This window comes from Bradyrhizobium sp. Kon69 (assembly GCF_055807515.1).
In genome coordinates, this window is the sequence record NZ_JBVVOS010000009.1 from 125,362 (window position 1) to 144,132 (window position 18,771).

General features: G+C 64.0%; 15 protein-coding genes and 1 other RNA gene. 7 read left to right on the top strand and 9 right to left on the bottom strand.

From position 1 onward, the window contains the following. Positions 1–23 precede the first annotated feature (23 nt). Positions 24–1,031, bottom strand: coding sequence for a type I glyceraldehyde-3-phosphate dehydrogenase (gene gap / locus AC0L3U_RS14290; RefSeq protein WP_473362182.1), 1,008 nt, complete (start codon positions 1,029–1,031; stop codon positions 24–26). Between the two features lie 146 nt (positions 1,032–1,177). Next, the gene (gene tkt / locus AC0L3U_RS14295) at positions 1,178–3,163 is read right to left on the bottom strand and encodes a transketolase (protein ID WP_473362183.1); all 1,986 of its coding nucleotides are present in this window, start codon (positions 3,161–3,163) and stop codon (positions 1,178–1,180) included. A gap of 313 nt (positions 3,164–3,476) precedes the next feature. Between tkt and AC0L3U_RS14300 the strand changes: the two genes are divergently transcribed. The 5 genes from AC0L3U_RS14300 (at position 3,477) to AC0L3U_RS14320 (ending at position 5,881) form a co-directional block, all read left to right on the top strand. After that, positions 3,477–3,797: a DUF4164 domain-containing protein gene (locus tag AC0L3U_RS14300; RefSeq protein WP_026232773.1), complete on the top strand. Its 321-nt coding sequence runs from the start codon at positions 3,477–3,479 to the stop codon at positions 3,795–3,797. Beyond that, entirely contained in the window at positions 3,794–4,177 is a 384-nt protein-coding gene (locus AC0L3U_RS14305) for a cell division protein ZapA (RefSeq protein ID WP_007599950.1), read from the top strand. Before AC0L3U_RS14300 ends, AC0L3U_RS14305 begins: the two co-directional genes overlap by 4 nt. A 48-nt stretch (positions 4,178–4,225) precedes the next feature. Next, a non-coding RNA gene (ssrS, locus tag AC0L3U_RS14310) (6S RNA) lies at positions 4,226–4,385 on the top strand. Between the two features lie 97 nt (positions 4,386–4,482). Next, positions 4,483–5,079 (top strand): 5-formyltetrahydrofolate cyclo-ligase, encoded by a 597-nt coding sequence (locus AC0L3U_RS14315; RefSeq protein WP_473291853.1) that lies wholly within the window; start codon positions 4,483–4,485, stop codon positions 5,077–5,079. After that, the gene (locus tag AC0L3U_RS14320; RefSeq protein ID WP_247359553.1) at positions 5,057–5,881 is read left to right on the top strand and encodes a TIGR00282 family metallophosphoesterase; all 825 of its coding nucleotides are present in this window, start codon (positions 5,057–5,059) and stop codon (positions 5,879–5,881) included. The genes AC0L3U_RS14315 and AC0L3U_RS14320 overlap by 23 nt, the downstream gene beginning before the upstream one ends. 158 nt (positions 5,882–6,039) lie before the next feature. Here the strand turns inward: AC0L3U_RS14320 and AC0L3U_RS14325 are convergent, their stop codons facing one another. The 5 genes from AC0L3U_RS14325 to AC0L3U_RS14345 all read right to left on the bottom strand — a co-directional run bounded on the left by AC0L3U_RS14325 (position 6,040) and on the right by AC0L3U_RS14345 (position 12,966). Continuing rightward, on the bottom strand, positions 6,040–7,383 hold the full coding sequence (locus AC0L3U_RS14325; RefSeq protein WP_473362184.1) for a c-type cytochrome: 1,344 nt from the start codon (positions 7,381–7,383) through the stop codon (positions 6,040–6,042). Beyond that, positions 7,380–9,557 (bottom strand): xanthine dehydrogenase family protein molybdopterin-binding subunit, encoded by a 2,178-nt coding sequence (locus AC0L3U_RS14330; RefSeq protein ID WP_473362185.1) that lies wholly within the window; start codon positions 9,555–9,557, stop codon positions 7,380–7,382. The genes AC0L3U_RS14325 and AC0L3U_RS14330 overlap by 4 nt, the downstream gene beginning before the upstream one ends. Positions 9,558–9,565: 8 nt before the next feature. Continuing rightward, the gene (locus AC0L3U_RS14335) at positions 9,566–10,030 is read right to left on the bottom strand and encodes a (2Fe-2S)-binding protein (RefSeq protein ID WP_473362186.1); all 465 of its coding nucleotides are present in this window, start codon (positions 10,028–10,030) and stop codon (positions 9,566–9,568) included. A gap of 448 nt (positions 10,031–10,478) precedes the next feature. Continuing rightward, on the bottom strand, positions 10,479–12,368 hold the full coding sequence (locus AC0L3U_RS14340) for a sensor histidine kinase (RefSeq protein ID WP_473362187.1): 1,890 nt from the start codon (positions 12,366–12,368) through the stop codon (positions 10,479–10,481). A 262-nt stretch (positions 12,369–12,630) separates the two neighbouring features. Next, a complete protein-coding gene (locus AC0L3U_RS14345; protein ID WP_245286150.1) occupies positions 12,631–12,966 on the bottom strand; it encodes a hypothetical protein in 336 nt (111 codons plus the stop codon). Between the two features lie 177 nt (positions 12,967–13,143). Between AC0L3U_RS14345 and AC0L3U_RS14350 the strand changes: the two genes are divergently transcribed. Continuing rightward, positions 13,144–13,407: a hypothetical protein gene (locus tag AC0L3U_RS14350; RefSeq protein ID WP_473291869.1), complete on the top strand. Its 264-nt coding sequence runs from the start codon at positions 13,144–13,146 to the stop codon at positions 13,405–13,407. A gap of 1,081 nt (positions 13,408–14,488) precedes the next feature. On the opposite strand, the gene AC0L3U_RS14355 is transcribed toward AC0L3U_RS14350, so the two are convergent. Together AC0L3U_RS14355 and AC0L3U_RS14360 are read right to left on the bottom strand one after the other, a co-directional pair. After that, positions 14,489–15,913, bottom strand: a complete 1,425-nt coding sequence (locus tag AC0L3U_RS14355) for a methyl-accepting chemotaxis protein (protein WP_473362188.1) — start codon at positions 15,911–15,913, stop codon at positions 14,489–14,491. A 109-nt stretch (positions 15,914–16,022) separates the two neighbouring features. Next, entirely contained in the window at positions 16,023–17,771 is a 1,749-nt protein-coding gene (locus AC0L3U_RS14360; protein WP_473362189.1) for a methyl-accepting chemotaxis protein, read from the bottom strand. 206 nt (positions 17,772–17,977) lie between these two features. Between AC0L3U_RS14360 and AC0L3U_RS14365 the strand changes: the two genes are divergently transcribed. Further along, positions 17,978–18,724, top strand: a complete 747-nt coding sequence (locus tag AC0L3U_RS14365) for a YebC/PmpR family DNA-binding transcriptional regulator (protein ID WP_473362190.1) — start codon at positions 17,978–17,980, stop codon at positions 18,722–18,724. The last annotated feature ends 47 nt before the right edge of the window (positions 18,725–18,771 follow it).

An 18,771-nucleotide genomic window follows, 5' to 3' on the forward strand; every position in this document is an offset into this window, starting at 1 on the left:
GGCTGTGCCGTGACGCGTCTTGGTTAGATCACTTTCGCCATCGCGACGGCGGTGTCCGCCATGCGATTCGAGAAGCCCCACTCGTTGTCGTACCAGGACATCACGCGCACCAGCGTGCCGTTCTGCACCTTGGTCTGGTCCATGTGGAACGTCGAGGAGTGCGGGTCGTGGTTGAAGTCGATCGAGACGTTCGGCGCGCTGGTGTAGCCGAGGATGCCTTTGAGCTGTTGCTCGGAGGCACGCTTCATCGCCTCGTTGATTTCCTTCGGATCGGTGGCGCGCTTGGCGACGATCTTGAGGTCGACGACCGAGACGTTCGGGGTCGGCACGCGGATCGCGACGCCGTCGAGCTTACCCTTCAGTTCCGGCAGCACGAGGCCGATCGCCTTGGCGGCGCCGGTCGAGGTCGGGATCATCGACATCGCAGCCGCACGGCCGCGATAGAGATCCTTGTGCATGGTATCGAGCGTCGGCTGATCGCCGGTATAGGCGTGGATCGTGGTCATGAAGCCGGTCTCGATGCCGACGAGGTCGTTCAGCACCTTGGCGATCGGCGCGAGACAGTTGGTGGTGCAGGAGCCGTTGGAGACGACCAGGTGTTCCCGGGTCAGCGTGTCGTGGTTGACGCCGTAGACGATGGTGGCGTCGGCGCCGTCGGCGGGCGCAGAAACGAGAACGCGCTTGGCGCCGGCGGTCAGATGCGCGGAGGCCTTGTCCTTCGAGGTGAAGATGCCGGTGCATTCCATCGCGATGTCGATGCCGAGATCCTTCCAGGGCAGCTTCGAAGGATCGCGCTCGGCGGTCACCTTGATCTTGTTGCCGCCGAGGCTGATCGTGTCGCCATCGACGGTCACGGTGCCGGGGAAACGGCCATGGACGCTGTCGAAGCGAAGCAGATGCGCGTTGGTCTCGACCGGGCCGAGGTCGTTGATGCCGACGACCTCGATGTCCTTGCGGCCGGACTCGGCGATGGCCCGCAGGATGTTGCGGCCGATGCGGCCAAAACCGTTGATTCCGACGCGGACTGCCATGTTTCGTCTCCTTCAATGACCGTTGTCATCCCGCACAACGCGCTAACGCGCCTGCGAGGGTTTTTTTAGGGCGGACGCCCGGTTCGGCCGGGCGGGGCTTGATCATATGAGAGTTAGGTAGTCCTTTTTTTCGGCAATCTCAACTCTCAGGAAACGCGTTTCAGAACGGCGTTAACCGCGGCCTCGGCGGTAATGCCAAAGTGCTGGAATACCTTGTTGAGAGGGGCGCTGGCGCCGAAGGAGTGCATGCCGATAAACTCGCCATCCTGGCCGATCACGGCGTCCCAGCCCCAGCGCACGGCGGCCTCGATCGCGACCTTGACCGGGGCGTTGCCGATGATCTCGTCGCGGCGTTCCTTTGGTTGCGCTAACAGGAGCTCGAGCGAGGGAACCGAAACCACCCGGGTCGGAATGCCGCGCTCGGCGAGCTGCTTCTGGGCGGCCACGGCCATCTCCACTTCGGAGCCGGAAGCAAACAGCGTCGCCTTGGCTTCGCCCTGGGCGGCCACCAGCTCGTAGGCACCGAACCGGCAGGGGCTCTCGTTCGGCGCGGTGGTGCGCAGCTGCGGCAGGTTCTGCCGGGTCAGCGCCAGCACCGTCGGACCGTCGATGCGGTTGAGCGCGAGCTCCCAGCACTCGGCGACCTCGATGGAATCGCACGGGCGGAACACGCGCATGTTGGGAATGGCGCGAAGCGCCGACAGATGCTCGACCGGCTGGTGGGTCGGGCCGTCTTCGCCGAGGCCGATGGAATCATGGGTCATGACATAAACGACCCCGGTCCCCATCAACGCGGCGAGCCGCATCGCGGGTCGCGCATAATCCGTGAACACCAGGAATGTCGCGCCGTTCGGCGCAAAGCCGCCGTGCAGGAAGATGCCGTTCATCGCCGCGCACATGCCGTGCTCGCGGATGCCGTAATGGATGAAGCGGCCCTTCGGCGTCTTGGCCGAGAAGGCAGTCGCCGACTTCGCCTTGTTGTTGTTGGAGCCGGTGAGGTCGGCCGAGCCCGCCAGAAACTCCATCGGCATCGCGCCGGCAATCACTTCGATCACGGCTTCCGAGGATTTGCGGGTCGCCGCATTCATCGGCTTTTCCAAGAGCTCCTTCTTGTAACCCTTGAACGCCTTTGCCAGCGCGGCCGGGCGCTCGTGGCGCAGGCGACGCTCGAACTCGGCGCGCTTGCGGGTGCCGAGTTCACCGAGCCTTGCTTCCCATTCCTGTCGTGCCGTCGCGCCACGGCTGCCGGCCGCGCGCCAGGCCTTGAGCACGTCGTCGGGCACCGAGAACGGCTCGAGCGAAATGCCGAGATTTTCCTTGGCGGCCTTGAGCTCGTCGGCACCGAGCGCTTCGCCGTGGACCTTGTTGGTGCCGGCCTTGTGCGGGGCGCCGAAGCCGATGGTGGTGCGGCACGCAATCAGCGTCGGCTTGTTTGATTTCTGCGCGCGCGTGATCGCGGCCGCGATTGCGGCCTGGTCGTGGCCGTCGATCTTTTCGGCGGCCCAGCCCGCCGACTTGAAGCGCTTCACCTGGTCCACGGAATCGGAGATCGAGGTCGGACCGTCGATCGAGATGCCGTTGTCGTCGTAGAGCACGATCAGCTTGTTGAGCTTCCAGTGCCCGGCCATCGCGATCGCTTCCTGCGACACGCCTTCCATCAAATCGCCGTCGGAAGCGATCACATAGGTGTGGTGGTCGACGATCTTCTTGCCGAACTCGGCGGCGAGCATCTTCTCGGCGAGCGCCATGCCGACGGCGGTGGAAATGCCCTGGCCGAGCGGACCGGTGGTGGTCTCGATGCCCTTGGTATGGCCGTGCTCGGGATGTCCGGGGGTCAGCGATCCCAACTGGCGAAAGTCCTTGAGCTGGTCGATCGTCATCTCGGGGCTGCCGATCAGATACAGCAGCGAATAGATCAGCATCGAGCCGTGCCCGGCCGAGAGTACGAAGCGGTCCCGGTCCGGCCAGTCCAGCGCGGCGACGTCGAATTTCAGGAATTGCGTGAACAGCACGGTCGCCATGTCGGCGGCGCCCATCGGCAGGCCCGGATGACCCGATTTCGCCTTCTCGACGCCGTCCATGGCAAGGCCGCGGATCGCATTGGCCATACGGTTGTGATCGACCTGCGTCATGTCTGAAAATCCGTCTGAAATGAGGCGCTTGTGGCTGGATTTGGCCGCGCCGGAAGGAGCCTTTCGGCCGCTGGGGTCGCGGCTGGGATAGCATCTCGGTTCCGGCAGGCCAAGGCAATCAATCGCCGGTTTGGCCGCAAAAGTTGCTTAGCAGTGCATAGTTTCGTGGCGGCGTTGCGCTCCGCTAGCTTGCCACGTAAATTTCTGCTTCTAACCGCTTGCCGAACCGAGTCTTTTGCCGGACGGCAAGCTCCAAGGTAAATGCCCAAAGGAAAAGCCCAAGGGCAAGGCCACAGGTTCCGCCGCTGACTGCATGAACGATCGCGTATCCAACAGCTCTGCCATGACCGAGTCCTCGGCCGTCGAGATCGAGATCGCGACCCGCAGGCTCATGGCGGCGCTCGACTCGCTCGAAAGCGCCGTGGAGCGGCGGCGCGATGCCGACCGCGACGAGAACGAGCTCGCGGCGCGGATTCAGGCGCTGGGCGCGGACCGCTCGCGCCTTGCCGACGAGCTCGACGGCGCGCTGGTGAAGGCGCGCAAGCTCGAGCGCTCCAGCCGCGAGATCTCCGATCGGCTGGATTCCGCGATCGTCACGATTCGCTCGGTGCTCGATACCGGAGAGGACGGATGAGCCACATCAACGTCACCATCAACGGCCGGCAATACCGCATGGCCTGCGAGGAGGGCCAGGAGGTGCGGCTGCTCAAGCTCGCCGAAAGCCTGGAGACGCGGATTCAGTCGCTGCGCGGAAAGTTCGGCGAGATCGGTGATGCCAGGCTCACCGTGATGGCGGCGCTGACCGTCTGCGACGAATTGGTCGATGCCGGCAACCGCATCCGCACCATGGAGCAGGAGCTGACCGAACTGCGGGATTTCCGCAACGCCGCCGTGGAGCGCGCCCGGCTGACCCAGACCGCGGTCGTGAACGCACTGAACTCTGCGGCCGAGCGCATCGAGAAGTCGACCCAGGTCCTGAACCGGACCGTCGGCAACGGGATCGCCATCGGCTGACCGTTCACCGGGCTGGCGATTCGTCAGCATCGTTGTTACATTGCCCGAGCGGGGCTGCGACGCGCGTCAGGAGCCATTATCCCCGGGGCCTTATCGATCCTTTAGGGAACTGTCCCTGGCCGGGCCCGTGGGCTCGGACATATGGTGCCCACCTACTTTCGTAGGGAACTCCGGGATCGAGTGCTTCAACGGCGTTCGCGGCTTCGCACTTTTGTTCTTCCTTCTGGTTCGTGCCTGTCGAAATTGCGTCCCCGACACGCTGCGGGTGATGACAGCGGGGGTAGCTCTGCCTCGGGGGCAAGCGCATGACCAACACCAAAGCCGAACTCCGCGCCAAAGCCCTCGCGGCGCGAGATGCGCTGAGCGACAAGAAACGCACCGCCGCCGCCGCCAAGCTCGCCAAGCGCGGGCTGCCATTCTCGCTGCTGCCGGGCAGCATCGTCTCCGGCTATTCGCCGATCCGCAGCGAGATCGATCCGATGCCGCTGCTGAAGACGCTGGCCGAGCAGGGCGCCAGGCTCGCGCTGCCTTGCGTCACCGCGCGCGGCCAGTCGCTGATCTTCCGCATCTTCCATCCGAACGATCGCCTGATGCTCGGCCCGCTCGGCATTCCCGAGCCGTCGCCTGGGGCCGCTGAAGTCATTCCCGACATCATGCTGACGCCGCTCGCGGCCTTCGATCGTCTCGGCCATCGCATCGGCTATGGCGCGGGGCATTACGACCACACCTTCGCGCATCTGCGAAAAGCCAAGAATATCGTCGGCATCGGGCTCGCTTTTGCAGCGCAGGAGATCAAGGCGGTTCCGGCACTAGCCCACGACGTGGCGCTGGATTATGTGCTAACGGAATCCGACGTATTCGATTTCCGGAGTTCTGAAGTTGCGCATTCTGTTCGTGGGTGATGTCGTCGGCCGTGCCGGGCGCAATGCCATCGCCGAATATCTGCCCGGCATGGTCAAGGACTGGTCGCTCGATTTCGTCGTCGTCAACGGCGAGAATTCCGCCGGTGGCTTCGGCATCACGGAAGCCATCTATCAGGAGTTTCTCGACGCCGGCGCCGACGCGGTGACGCTCGGCAATCACTCCTGGGACCAGCGCGAAGCACTCGTGTTCATCGAGCGCGCCGAGCGCCTGGTGCGGCCGGCGAACTATCCGCGCGGCACGCCCGGCCGCGGCGCCGCATTGGTCGAGACCAAGAACGGCAAGCATGCGCTCGTCGTCAACGCGCTCGGCCGCGTCTTCATGACCCCGTTCGACGATCCCTTCGCAGCGCTGGAGCGCGAGCTCGGCGCCTGCCCGCTCGGCATTGCCGCGGACGCCATCGTCGTCGACTTCCATTGCGAGGCGACCAGCGAGAAGCAGGGCATCGGCTTCTTCTGCGACGGCCGCGCCAGCCTCGTCGTTGGCACCCACACCCATGTGCCGACCGCCGACCACCAGATCCTGTCAGGCGGCACCGCCTACATGACCGATGCCGGCATGACCGGCGACTACGATTCCATCATCGGCATGCAGAAGGAAGAGCCGCTGCGCAGGTTCACCTCCGGGATCCCCTCGGGCCGCTTCGAGCCGGCGGCGGGCGCAGCGACGCTCAGCGGCGTGGCCGTGGAGACGGATGACGCGACGGGCTTGGCACTGCGGATCGCACCGGTGCGCGCCGGCGGCAGGCTGGAGCCGGCGACGCCGAAGTTCTGGTTGAGCTGAGTTTTCATGTAGCTCGCCACATACTCAGTGTCGTCCTGGCGAAAGCCAGGACCCATTACCACCGGCCGTAGTAACGGGCAGGCTCGTGGTCGAGGACGTCGCGCCAAACAGGCAGTTGGGGTAATGGGTCCTGGCTTTCGCCAGGACGACAATGAGGCCTACTCCGCCGTCTGCTCCCTCAACTCCGCCACATCCTTCGCGGTCAGCTTCGATCCCTTCGCCCCGAACCGTGCCGTGACATAGTTCGCCACGGCCGCGATCTCGTCGTCGCTATAGGCGTTGCCGAACGCGGGCATCGACAACGCCCCGTCCGGCGTGTGGCGCTTGGTGCCTGACAGCACGATCTGCGCGACGTTGGTGGCGGCGGGGTCGTTGACGGCCCAGGTGCCGGTCAGGGTCGCCATCGGCGAGACCGGGCTCTCGCCGCTCCAGCCGTGACAGCTGGCGCAGGCGCTGGCGAACATTTTCTTGCCGCGCGCGTCCGCCGTAACACCGTCCTTGTGCGAGGCGGGCGCAACGGGCGCGGTGGTTGCCGGCAGGTCGGGCGAGGGCTGCGGCGGCACGCTGCGCAGATACGCGACGATGCTGCTTATGTCCTCAGGCGCGAACTGGCTGAAACTGTGGTCGACCGCTTCACCCATCGGACCCGACGCCGAGCCGTGGCCTGGCGCCTGGCCGAGCGACAGATAGGAGACCAGGTCCTCGTCACGCCAACTGCCGAGGCCGGTGGCCTTGTCGGAGGAGATGTTGAAGGCGCGCCAGCCCGCCGTGATCGCGCCTGCAAATTTCTTGCGGTTGTCCAGCGCAAAGCCGAGATTGCGCGGCGTGTGGCATTCGCCGCAATGCGCCAACGCTTCAACAAGATAGGCGCCGCGATTCCATTCCGGGCTCTTGGAGGTGTCGGGCGCAAAGCGCGTGTCGGGATTGAACACGGCCGACCAGACAATCATGGCCCAGCGCTGGTTGAACGGGAACGACAGCGTGTTCTCCGGCGGCTTCGCACGCACCGCAGGCAGGCTGAACAGATAGGCCTTCACCGCCAGCACGTCCTCGTCGGTCATGTAGGTGTAGGACGTGTAGGGCATCGCCGGATAGAGCCGGGCGCCGTCATGGCGCTTGCCGCGCTGGACCGCGTTGAGAAAATCCTGGTCGCTGTAATTGCCGATGCCGGTGTCCTTGTCCGGCGTGATGTTGGTGGAATAGAGCGTGCCGAACGGCAGCTTGAAGCCGAGCCCACCGGAATAGTCCTTCTCACCCGGCTTGGTGTGGCAGACCATGCAGTCGGCCGCCTTCGCGAGGTATTCGCCGCGCTCGACCAGGCCAGCCTTCTCGAGCTTCGCCGGCACGCCGGCCGGCTTGCCGGCGCGGTAATCCGCCAGCGCCACCTTGGGGCCGCCGGCGAAGTCGAGCGGACCGGGCCCGCGGATGATCCAGACGCCGAGCGCCGTCACGACAATGGCGATCACGACGATGCCGGTGAGGATACGCATCTTGCCGCTCATGCCTTTTTCCCCGCAGCCAGCAGTTTCCGATCGATCGGCAGGCGCCGCAGCGCGACGCCGGTTGCCGCGTAAATGGCGTTGCGCAGCGCCGGCGGGCCGGCGTTGACGCCGGCCTCACCGATGCCGCCGGGCGCCTCGCCGCTCTTGACCACGATCACCTCGATCTTCGGCATCTCGTTGATGCGCATCATGCGATAGTCGTGGAAGTTCGATTGCTGCACGCGGCCCTTCTCGATGGTGATCTCGCCATAGAGCGCGGCGGTGAGGCCGAACACCAGGCCGCCCTCGATCTGCGCCTTCACCGTATCGGGGTTGACCGCGATGCCGGTGTCGACCACCGAGGTGATGCGGCGGAGCACGATCTCGCCGATATCGTCGATCTCCGCTTCCACCACGGTGGCGAGGAAGCTCGCAAACGACGGCTGCACGCAGACGCCGCGACCGACCCGCGCGGGCAGCGGTTGGCCCCAGCCGGATTTCTCGGCGGCGAGATTGAGCACCGCGAGCATGCGCGGATTCTTGGTCAGCATCGAGCGGCGGAATTCGACCGGGTCCTTGCCGGCCTTGCGCGCCAGCTCGTCCATCGCGCATTCGACCGCGAACACGTTGTTGTTCGGACCGACGCCGCGCCAGAAGCCGGTGGGCACCGCCGGCGGTTCGGCGCGGACATATTCGACATGGAAGTTGGCGAAGTCGTAGGGCGCATCCACGGCGGCATCGACCGCGTCGATGTCGATGCCCTTCTGGAACGCCGGCGGCAGCCAGCGCGCCAGCACGGCGGAGCCGGCGACCTTGTATTTCCAGGCCGCGACCTTGCCGTCGACCAGCGACGCCGTGACCTGGTCGCGATAGACCGGGCGATAGACGTCGTGCTGGATGTCTTCCTCGCGGGTCCATATCACCTTGACGGGATAGTCGACCTGCTTTGCGATCTTCACGGCCGCCACCACCATGTCCGGCTCGAGCTTGCGGCCGAAGCCGCCGCCGAGCAGATGCTGGTTGACGATCACCTTGTCGACCGGGAGGCCCGCGGCCTTCGCCGCCTCCGACTGCACGCGCGTCATGATCTGCGTGCCGGTCCAGATCTCGCAGGCATCAGGCCTGACGTGAACGGTGGCGTTGATCGGCTCCATCGAGGCGTGCGCCAGGAACGGCAGTTCGAAGCTTGCCTCGAACCTGTCGCCGCTCGCGAGCCCCTTGGCGATGTCGCCGACGGATTTCGCGACCACGCCGTCCTTCGCGCTGGCGGCGCGCAGATGCTGCCAGATGTCCTCCGTGCTGAGCTTCGCGTTCGGGCCCTCGTTCCACTCGATCTCGAGCGCATCGAGGCCTTTCTTGGCGGCCCACATGTGGTCGCCGATCACGGCGACCGTGTCCTCGAGCACCACGATTTTGCGCACGCCCGGGATTTTCACCGCCGCGCTGTCGTCGACCTTGCCGACCTTGCCGCCAAAGACCGGGCAATTGGCGATCGCGGCGATCTTCATGCCGGGCAGGATCGCGTCGATGCCGTACACGGCCTTGCCATTGACCTTGTCCGGCGTGTCGAGCCGCTTCAGCGGCTGGCCGATGATCACGAAATCCTTGGGATCCTTGACTGGGACGTCCTTCGGCGGCGTCTGGCCCTGTGCAGCCAGTGCCAGTTCGCCATAGCCGAGCTTGCGGCCGCTTGCGGCGTGCACGACCTCGCCCTTCGATGTCGTGCAGCTTGCAGGCTCGACCTGCCATTGCGCCGCTGCGGCCTGCACCAGCATCGCCCGCGCGCTGGCGCCGGCTGTCCGCAACGGTTTCCACCAGGCGCGGATCGAGGTCGAACCACCCGTTGCCTGCAAGCCGAACGCGGGATTGGCGTAGAGCTTGTCGTTGGGCGGCGCATGCAGCACGGCGACCTTTGCCCAATCGGCCTCGAGTTCTTCGGCCAGGATCATCGCAATCGAAGTATAGACCCCCTGGCCCATCTCGACCTGCGGCATCAGGAGCACGGTGCGGCCGGTCTCGTCGATGCGGATGAAGGCGTTCGGCGCGAACTTGCCATCGGTGGTGTCGCGCGGCTGCTCCGGCTCGTTGACGGCGGCGCGCAGCGGCAGGTGGAAGGCGAGCAGGAAGCCGGTGGCGAGACCACCAGTCAGCAGCGCGCGGCGGGAAACGGCGGGAAGAGTCTTGTCTGTGATCATGGCGGACCTCACGACTGACGGCCGGAGGCGGCCTGCTTGATGGCCTCGCGGATGCGCACATAGGTGCCGCAGCGACAGATGTTGCCGGCCATCGCGGCGTCGATGTCGGAATCGTCAGGGCTGGGCGTTGCCGCCAGCAGCGCCGCGGCCGACATGATCTGGCCGGACTGGCAGTAGCCGCACTGGACCACTTCGGCATCGAGCCAGGCCTTCTGCACCTTCGCGCCCATCGGTGTGCTGCCGACATGCTCGATCGTCGTGATGGCGCGGTTCGCGACCGCACTGACCGGCAAGACGCAGGAGCGCACCGCCTTGCCGTCGACGTGGACGGTGCAGGCGCCGCACTGCGCGATGCCGCAGCCGAACTTGGTGCCGGTCATCCCAAGGACGTCGCGCAGCACCCACAGCAGCGGCATGTCAGGCGGCGCGTCGAACGATTTCGTTTCGCCGTTGATGGTGAGAACAGTTGCCATATGCATCCCCTTGCTCGCGCGATCGCTTACGGCGATCTAGTCAGCGAATTTGCGCGCACAATAATCATATCGATGCGAAACGATGAAGCGTCGACATGTCCGGCAATGCATTTTTGCGTAGCGAGCGCGTCAGGCCATGACGATCACGAATTTGTGCGGCGATCGCTGCGGCGATTTTGGGCTAATTGATATGATAAGCGTCATTTTCTGACGCTTTTTGCTTACAAGCGCCGTTGATCGCCACAGATGATCGTGCGAATGCGCAAAATCATGCGATGACGAAACTCGTGCGATTGTGGAAGTCGATCGACGGTGCGGACTTCTGACGCGATCAAGTGCGGCGGCTCATCGTTGTGCCCTCTCCCCTTGTGGGAGAGGGCAGCGACGCCGATAGACGCAGCCTCACTCGGGTGAGGGGTCCGTCTCCGCCAACAGGCGCCGTTTTGGATCAACCGGCAAAGGGAAGCCTGATCGTGAACGAGGCACCGCCGTGCTCCCGATTACTCGCTGATATGAACCCGTTGTGCGCTTCGATAATGGTGCGCGCAATGGACAGGCGCATGCCCATGCCTTCCGCTTTGCTGGTGTAAAACGGCTCGAAAACCTGTTTCAATTTGTCTTCTGGAATGCCGGGGCCGCGATCTGACACGGATAGCTCGGCAAATTGATCCACGCGCGCAGTCCGGATGCTGATAGAGCGGCTTTCGTCAGACGTGTCCTTCATAGCCTCGACCCCGTTCAGCACAAGATTCAAAATGACTTGTTGAAGCTGAATGCGATCGCCGAGGATCGGTAGCGCGTCGGACGTGATCACGTTGGCCATTTCGAATTTTCGGCTGACGGTTAGCGCGGAAAGAAATCTGACCGTCTCTTGCACAACCTCATTGAGGTCCAGTTGCTTCAATTCGAACGGCGCCTTTTTTAGCAAGCTGCGCATCCTGCGAATGACCTCGGTGGCACGCCGGTCATCCTGTAAAATATCGTTCACGATTTCCCTGAGTTCAACAACATCGGAAAGCGCAGCGATATCGGGACGCTGCGATTGCAGGATCGCGGCTGCGGTTTCAGCGTTCGTCAGAATAGACCCAAGCGGCTGGTTGATCTCGTGAGCAATCGAGGCGGTCAGTTCGCCAGCGGTCGCGAAGCGATTGACGTGGGCCAGTTCAGTCATGCGCTGCCGCGACTGCACTTCGGCGAATTGACGTCGGCGATGCTCAAATAACAAAAGCGCGATCAGTCCCGCTTGCGCGAGGACAAGCGCGATAGTGAACGTGATTTGCCACCAATATCGCTCCCACAAATTGGGCTCCCGGAAGTAAACCGTGCTGTCAGGCGGCAGTCTGCTTTGGGGAATTCCCCAGCGCTGCAGTTGTCGCCAGTCAAACATAGGCGCGGCCAGTGGGACAAAGGTCGGCTTGATGTCGGCGACATTTTCGCCGTTGAGGATGCGAAGCGCGACTTCCGCCGCCTGCTTGCTTTGTCTGGCGACGACCTGCATTGGTCCACCGACGATGCCCTCTCCAAAAAAACTTTCATCGTGAAAAAAGATGGGCGCATTGGCTACGCTGTAAAATCGGTTAAACGCAGTGTTGCCCTCATGCGCCACTCCCGCCGCATCGACATTCAATCCAATCCAGAAAATAGCACTGTGCGACGGTAGGTTGGCCGCATCCTTGAGCATGTCTTCGAACGAAAGTTCATTGTACCATCGAAACTGGACACGATCCGCGAACCGCGCGGTGGACTTGGCGACCTCGTTACGCCACCAGGTTTCGCTCGGCGAAGCGCCGACTACGATGGCAATCGTAGTTGTTTGAGGTAGGACCTGCAGGATATTTTCAAAGAAAACACGATCGTCGTTCGTGATTGCCACAACGGCGTCGTACTTGGTCAATTTATCGAAGTCGACGCGGCGTCGCTCTACCAGAGTGTACAGCATCGGCGTAGTTGGAAAGAGGTCTTTCCGGTGCGCCTGCACGAAATTGGCAGCAGGCGCACCGATCGCGACGATCAGGTCGGGCGGCTGGTCTAGATTGAGGGAACGAAGATACTCGACAAAGGGGGCGTCTGACTTGTCGCTGCTTCGCCGGGCATTCAGCAGAGACTGGTCTTGAAATTCAATGGATGCCCGTCGGCTCAGCTCGGCGCGAAGGGCTTCCGAATAATCAGTCCAAGGTCTGAACCTGAGACCGAATGAATGCAGCATCAGTACTCGTTTTGCCTCTGGATCAACTGCCGGACTTTGGCCTGTCGTCGCTATCAACAATGCGATGGTCAACGCAGCGGTGAGGCTCCGCACGCGACAGGTTCGCCATGAGCGAGGCAGCCAGAAAAGCATCGCACCCCGAGCCCCGATCCAAGTGGAGTACCGTATCTGCTCGATCAGATTATCAACAAGCGGAGACAAGGGGAAACTGCGAGGCAATTCTGACACAAACAGGTCCGCAAGAGTTCATAGCGACGCGGTCGCGCGGTCCCTGCGATAGGCCGCGTCGCCCAGAGTACCTGCAGACCGATGACGCAGGTCGCCATCATCGGACGGTCACCGTCAGCGCTTGCGCGCACAGAGGACAACCCGCGCTATCGCGCGTCGCCACGGATTAATAGGCGCAAATATAGTTCCCGTAAGCATCGTAGCAGCTGCGGCGGTACGCAGCAGTGCCAAGGGCAGCCGCGCCTACCGCTGCCGCTCCCACACCGTAGCCCCGATAGCCGTAGCCGCGATAGCCGCCCCGATAGCCGTAGCCACGGTAACCTGCGCCGCGCACTGCAACAGCGCCGCCGCCCCGCGGTCCTCGAACTGCGACCGCACCGCCGCGGTAACCGCCGCCACCCCGATAGGCACCTCCGCCGCGCCGAGCCTCGGCGTCATCGGGGATCAAGCAGGCGGTGAGCAAAACGAAAGCGGCAAGAGAAGCGAGAATATAGCGGAGCATGACGGAACCCTTCCATGAATTCACTAGGCCCCGCTCGCGAGATTGCGGCTCACTCTGCGCGTGAGCTTGATGTAGATCAATCGAACCCGCGCACTGCGACGCCTACGCTATGTCCAGCCGCACCTGAGGCGGCTTCCGTCACTTTCGGTGACGCAAGTGCGAAAAGGGAGGTCCGCCATGCATTCGAGAAAGCTTCTTTCGATCAAGTCAGCGACGGTCGCGGGCATTGCCGCCAGCGGCCTGCTTGGGCTTGCAACGCTGTCGCTTAGTCCAACCCCCGCCAAGGCGGTGATTTACTGCCAGTACGTAGAATATCCGGCGGGTTGCGTGGCCCGGGCAGGCGTCGTGCTCAGGCCGCGCCCGGTGGCGCGCGCCGCAGTCCGTCACAACGCCGGTGGCAATGCGAATGGTGGCGTCAATCGCGTTGGAGCCGGGCGGTAAAAGCCGGTTTCGCAAGCCAGCAAGAAGCCGTCATCGTTTCGTCCCGGTGGCGGCTTTTCTTGGTCTGGCAGGGATAGGCACTAGTACCGCCGGGGCGGCATTAGGGCATGAAACACACTTGGTACGTCACTTTTGAAGTGCCGCCGGACGGCACACTGTCAAGACGGCGACATCCGCGTCTAACGAACACGTTTGAAAGCGAAGCGGCAGCTAAGAATTTTGCGCGAACCAAATTTAACGACGGACTGATCGTCACTGCAGGGACTATCATCCCTCACTTTCCGAGAGTGTCGATCCCATCGACCGAAATCCCAACGTGGCTTGAAGCACCGAACCAAGTTGATCCAGATCAATAACTGGGCCACCGACGCTGGTGACATGCTCTGACGGGGCAGCAACCGGGAGCCTGAACATGAATGAACGTTCGGAGCCGAAACAGGTCTGTCGTCGCAACGCACTCACCTTCCTTGGATACGCAGGGGTGTTTGGGCTTGTGGCTTCGTCCTCGATTTTTACGGCCTCAGAGGCTGTTGCTCAAACCACTGCGCCAGCCGCCGCGCCTACCACGCCGCCAGCAGACGCGCCTAAGTCGGGTACGGAACGCCGCCAGGAGCGGCGCAGCGGGCGAACAGAGCGGCGGCAGGAGCGCCGCGCCGGCCGCACGGAGCGGCGGCAAGCACGGCGTACAGGACGCGACGAGCGACGGGACGCTCGCGACGGCACCCCGGCCGCTGCGACGACCACGGAGCAAAAGAAGTAGTCCGTTCATTTGGCAAGCACAGCGACCGGGCCACCTCAGCGTAGGCCCGGAACGCCGTACAGCGCGCGGCCAGCTACCAGAACGCGGGGCAAGCCCGTCTGTCGCATCGCGTGGTTCCCATAAAGGAGTGAGGGGAAGAGAGGGAATGGAAATTTCGGAATAATAGCACTCTACGCCTGTTTTGCCCGACGGCGCAACGCCGTCCGAGGCGCCTGGACCAACGGATTCATCAGGCGCTTAAGCCATTGATTCCGCTCGCCCCGGCTACTGTGCATGGGGTTGTTTTCTGGTTTTTTGATTCAAGGGCCGCTAGAGCGGTCCTCAGCTCTGCCGAAAGCCCATCCGGAAGGCGCCCCAGTGCTTGCCGCGGATCATGATCGGTGAGGACAGGTCCTTCATCAGCACGAACTGCCCGCCGCCCATGTCGCGTCGATAGGTCTGGAGCAGGAACGGCTTGGTGTTGGCCGCGACCTTCTGCACCGCGCGATCGGTGAACAGGCGGCGGTTGCGGCAATTGGCGTTATTCCAGACCGGGTCCTTGCCCTGCGGCAGGCGGTAGTTCGGGTTGTGCGTCGGCAGGTAGCCGCCCTTGGCCCAGGCGACGCAGAACACGATGCGCGGATCGGACTTCTGAATCGGATCCTGGATCGCGGGCAGCACGCGGTCGGTGAAGTCGACATAGTCAGTGTTGTATTGTTTGGGATCGGTGCCGGGGATTTCCCGGTAGTTCTCGTCCATGAACTGGTCGAGCGTGATCTCGCCGCGGCCGATGGCGGCTTCGAACTCGTCCGAGATCCGCTTGGCGGTCTCGACGACGGCGCGGATCAGCGGCGCATCGGATGTCTCGACGCCGCTGTCGGCGATCAGCGCGATCAGGCCTTCGGAGGTGTCGAGCAGTTTGGTCACGCGCTGATCGGCGTTCTTGAGATCGCGCGAGGAGAGGTCGACGCCCTTGGCGAGCTCGTTGAGCTCGCTGATGACGGTGTCGCAATGTCCGAGATTGGAAGTCGCCGCGCGCGTGACGCTGCCGATCTCGGCTTCCACGGAGGCGAAGCCCCGCTGGACCCGCGAGATGATGCCGGAGATGCGCTGGGCGCCTTCGCCGGCCGTCTTCGCGCGCTGCGAGGCATCGCTGCTCTCGCCGATCAGGCCTTCGATCTGGCCGTCGAGATCGCGCACGGTGTCGGAGATCTGGTGTGTGGCCTGGCGGGTGGCTTCCGCGAGGTTCTTGACCTCGCTTGCGACCACCGCGAAGCCGCGGCCGGCATTGCCGGCGCGCGCCGCCTCGATGGTGGCGTTGAGCGCGAGCAGGTTGGTCTGCTTCGCGATCGCCTCGATCGAGCCGGACACTTTTGCCACTTGTGCCAGCGCCGAGCCGACGGCGCTGAGCCGCGCCTCGATCCGCTCCACCGCTGCAACGAGTTCGGAGATGTGGCTGACCGCGGCATCGACTGCGCCGCGCGACTGCGCGATCTCGCCGACCGCCGCTGACGTGGTCGTTTGCACCGCCTGCGACGCATTGGCGATGTCGTGGTTGGCCGACACCATCGTCTCGGCGGTTTCCTGGAGGTGGTGAAACCGTTCCGATTGGTTCGCGACGCGGTGTGCCACTTCCTGGACGTTGCCGGCGATGTCGGCGAGTTCCACGCCGAGGCCGCCGATGCGGTCGGCGAGCTGATCGATCAGCCGTTCGGCAAGCGTTCGGTTGGAGCCGGTGTCCAGTACTGCAAGTTGTACGACGGACATGTCTTGAGAGTCCTCCAGTCAGAGCCGTTCGCCGGCTCTCCGCGGCATTCCCATTCCAATTCCGGTCTTAAGAGGTGATTCGCGCGTTGGCGTCTTGCCTGAGCGCGCACTAGAGCTTGTAGGCCGTCCTGAATCCGCCCCAGTGCCGGCCTTGCACGCGGATCGGAACGTCGATCTCGCGCATCATCACCGTATTGCCGTTGCCCATGTCGCGCGCATAGCTCTGGACCAGATACGAGCGCAGGTTGCGCGCGGCGGCCAACCCCGCCGGATCGTTGAACATCCGCCGGTTGCGGCTGTTGGCTGTGTTCCAGGCGGCATCGCCCGGCCGCTGCGGATGCGAGTAGATCCTGTTGTGGACCGGCAGGAAGCCGTTGCGATCGACCATGGCGCAGAACGCCATGCGCGGGTCCTTTGCCAGAAACGCTTCCTGGAACGACGGCAGCGCGCGGTCGGCCCAGTCCAGATATTTGGTGCGGTACTGCTGCGGATTGGTTCCGGCGATTTCGCTATAATCGGTGTCGAAGAGGTCGTCGATCTTCACCTCGCCGCGTGCAACCGCCTGCTCGAAGATTCCGGTCAGCGCGTTACCCGCCTCCATGGCACGGGTGACGAACTCGGTGTTTTCCTCGTGGATCGACCAGAGCGTGTCCTCGATCTTCTCGCGGAGCGCGGCATCGGGATTGACGAAGTGCGCGCGCGCGCCGGCCTTGGACTGCTCGACCACGCGCAGGCGGCAAGCGCCGATGCCTTCGAGGCTGCCTTCGATCATGGCTTGCGATGCCAGGCGACCCGCCTCCGCGCCGCCGATCAGCACGCCGTCCATCGATATCTCGTAGACCGGCAGCACGCCGCGGGCGGTTTCGAGCTTGAGATGGCAGGGCAGCCGCTCGGTCTTGCGGCGGTCGTCGTGCTCGCTCTGCTTGAGCAGCACCGCGCAGCGCGATTTCAGCTTCTGCGCGAAGGTGGTGACCGCCCTGCCGGCGCTGGCGACGTTCTCGCCGTGGCTCTCGGCCGCCTTGGTCGCAGCATCGATCTCCGCTGCGCTTTCGCCCACCGAGATGATGAACTGCGACGCGCTTGTCGCGTTGCCGGAGACTTCGCTGGTGGTGGCGTTCTGTTCGGCGACCGCCCCGTTGACGGTCTCGAAGACCGGGCGGATGGCCTCGATCGCCTGCGAGATGCGGTGCACCGCATCCGCGGAGCCGGCGGCGTCGCGCTGCAGCGCGTCGATCTTTTTGGTGATCTCCTCCGTCGCGCCCTGGGTCTGCACCGCGAGTGCCTTGACCTCGGTGGCGACGACCGCAAAGCCTCTTCCCGCAGCGCCCGCGCGCGCGGCCTCGATGGTCGAGTTGAGCGCGAGCAGCGTCGTCTGCCGCGCGATCTGTGCGATCAGGTTGACGACGTTGCCGATGGCGGCCGAGGATTCGCGCAGGCGATCGACGTTGGCGCGGGCTTCCTGCGCCGCGGCGCTGGCCTCGTCGGCGAGCTTGCCGGCCTCGCGAACCTGCGCCCCGATGCCCAGCGCCGACTGGGTGAATTTGTCGGCGGCATGGGCGAAGGTGGAGGCGTTCGATTGTGCGGCGTTGGTCCGGCCGGTCAGGGCGTCGGTGCGGTCGCGAATGGCGGCAAGCGTCGTGGCGGTCGCCTCGGCGCCGCCGGCCACCGAATTGGCGGCGCGCTCGAGCTGGCGAATCATGGCGCCCAGCTCGAGTTCCAGCAGTTCCAGGATTTCCTTGGCCGAATCGCTTTCGACGGCCGCGGCAGGCTCGGAATGGGCCGCCGGCTGCGCAGCCTGCGGGGCAGCCGCAGATGCAGCCATGTCCGGCAGACGCTTCCGAAATAGTCCGAACGCCATCAGGTCTCTCTTGTCGGGGGACGGTCGGACGCTATTTTCGCAGCCTGGAATGAAATCAGGGTTAACGATGCCTGACATCTAGGCACGGGCCCATACGGTGTTACCTTAAAGTCGTAGAGCCTCTTTCTTTCCAGGGGGGTGGCGGCCTATAAGGCCGCGCTTCCCACGCTCACCTTGGCGCACGATTCCCCTAGAGAAGATCACGCATGGCCGGACATTCCCAATTCAAGAATATCATGCACCGCAAGGGGCGGCAGGATGCCCAGAAGTCGAAACTGTTCGGCAAGCTGGCGCGGGAAATCACCGTCGCGGCCAAGCTGGGGACGCCCGACCCCAACATGAACCCGCGCCTGCGTGCGGCCATCACCGCGGCGCGCCAGGAGAACATGCCGAAGGACAATATCGAGCGCGCCGTCAAGAAGGCGCTCGGCAGCGACAGCGAGAATTATGACGAGATCCGCTACGAGGGTTACGGACCCGGCGGCGTTGCCGTCATCGTCGAGGCGCTGACCGACAACCGCAACCGCGCGGCTTCCGACATCCGCTCCTTCTTCACCAAGTCCGGCGGCAATCTCGGCGAAACCGGCTCGGTGTCCTTCATGTTCGACCGCACCGGCATCGTCGAATACGACCGCAGCGTCGCCTCCGACGATGCGGTGCTGGATGCCGCGATCGAGGCCGGCGCCGACGACGTGATCTCGAGCGAAGGCGGCCACGAGATCTACGCCTCGACCGAAGGCTATCGCGACGTCGCCAAGGCGCTGGAAGCCAAGTTCGGCGAGCCGCGCAAGGCCGCGCTGATCTGGAAGCCGCAGAACACGGTCGCGGTCGACGACGAGACCGGCGAGAAGCTGCTCAAGCTGATGGACCTGCTCAACGAGCACGACGACGTCCAGCACGTCTACGCCAATTTCGAGGTGTCGGACGCGCTGCTGGCGAAGATGGGCGGGTAGGGGCCACTTCCCCTGTTACTTCCGTTCTGTTTCTGTTTCCCCCACGG

Coding starts and splice junctions, on each gene's coding strand:
- gap (WP_473362182.1), bottom strand. CDS start 1,031: ATGGCAGTCCGCGTCGGAATCAACGGTTTTGGCCGCATCGGCCGCAAC.
- tkt (WP_473362183.1), bottom strand. CDS start 3,163: ATGACGCAGGTCGATCACAACCGTATGGCCAATGCGATCCGCGGCCTT.
- AC0L3U_RS14300 (WP_026232773.1), top strand. CDS start 3,477: ATGAACGATCGCGTATCCAACAGCTCTGCCATGACCGAGTCCTCGGCC.
- AC0L3U_RS14305 (WP_007599950.1), top strand. CDS start 3,794: ATGAGCCACATCAACGTCACCATCAACGGCCGGCAATACCGCATGGCC.
- AC0L3U_RS14315 (WP_473291853.1), top strand. CDS start 4,483: ATGACCAACACCAAAGCCGAACTCCGCGCCAAAGCCCTCGCGGCGCGA.
- AC0L3U_RS14325 (WP_473362184.1), bottom strand. CDS start 7,383: ATGAGCGGCAAGATGCGTATCCTCACCGGCATCGTCGTGATCGCCATT.
- AC0L3U_RS14330 (WP_473362185.1), bottom strand. CDS start 9,557: ATGATCACAGACAAGACTCTTCCCGCCGTTTCCCGCCGCGCGCTGCTG.
- AC0L3U_RS14335 (WP_473362186.1), bottom strand. CDS start 10,030: ATGGCAACTGTTCTCACCATCAACGGCGAAACGAAATCGTTCGACGCG.
- AC0L3U_RS14340 (WP_473362187.1), bottom strand. CDS start 12,368: ATGCTTTTCTGGCTGCCTCGCTCATGGCGAACCTGTCGCGTGCGGAGC.
- AC0L3U_RS14345 (WP_245286150.1), bottom strand. CDS start 12,966: ATGCTCCGCTATATTCTCGCTTCTCTTGCCGCTTTCGTTTTGCTCACC.
- AC0L3U_RS14350 (WP_473291869.1), top strand. CDS start 13,144: ATGCATTCGAGAAAGCTTCTTTCGATCAAGTCAGCGACGGTCGCGGGC.
- AC0L3U_RS14355 (WP_473362188.1), bottom strand. CDS start 15,913: ATGTCCGTCGTACAACTTGCAGTACTGGACACCGGCTCCAACCGAACG.
- AC0L3U_RS14360 (WP_473362189.1), bottom strand. CDS start 17,771: ATGGCGTTCGGACTATTTCGGAAGCGTCTGCCGGACATGGCTGCATCT.
- AC0L3U_RS14365 (WP_473362190.1), top strand. CDS start 17,978: ATGGCCGGACATTCCCAATTCAAGAATATCATGCACCGCAAGGGGCGG.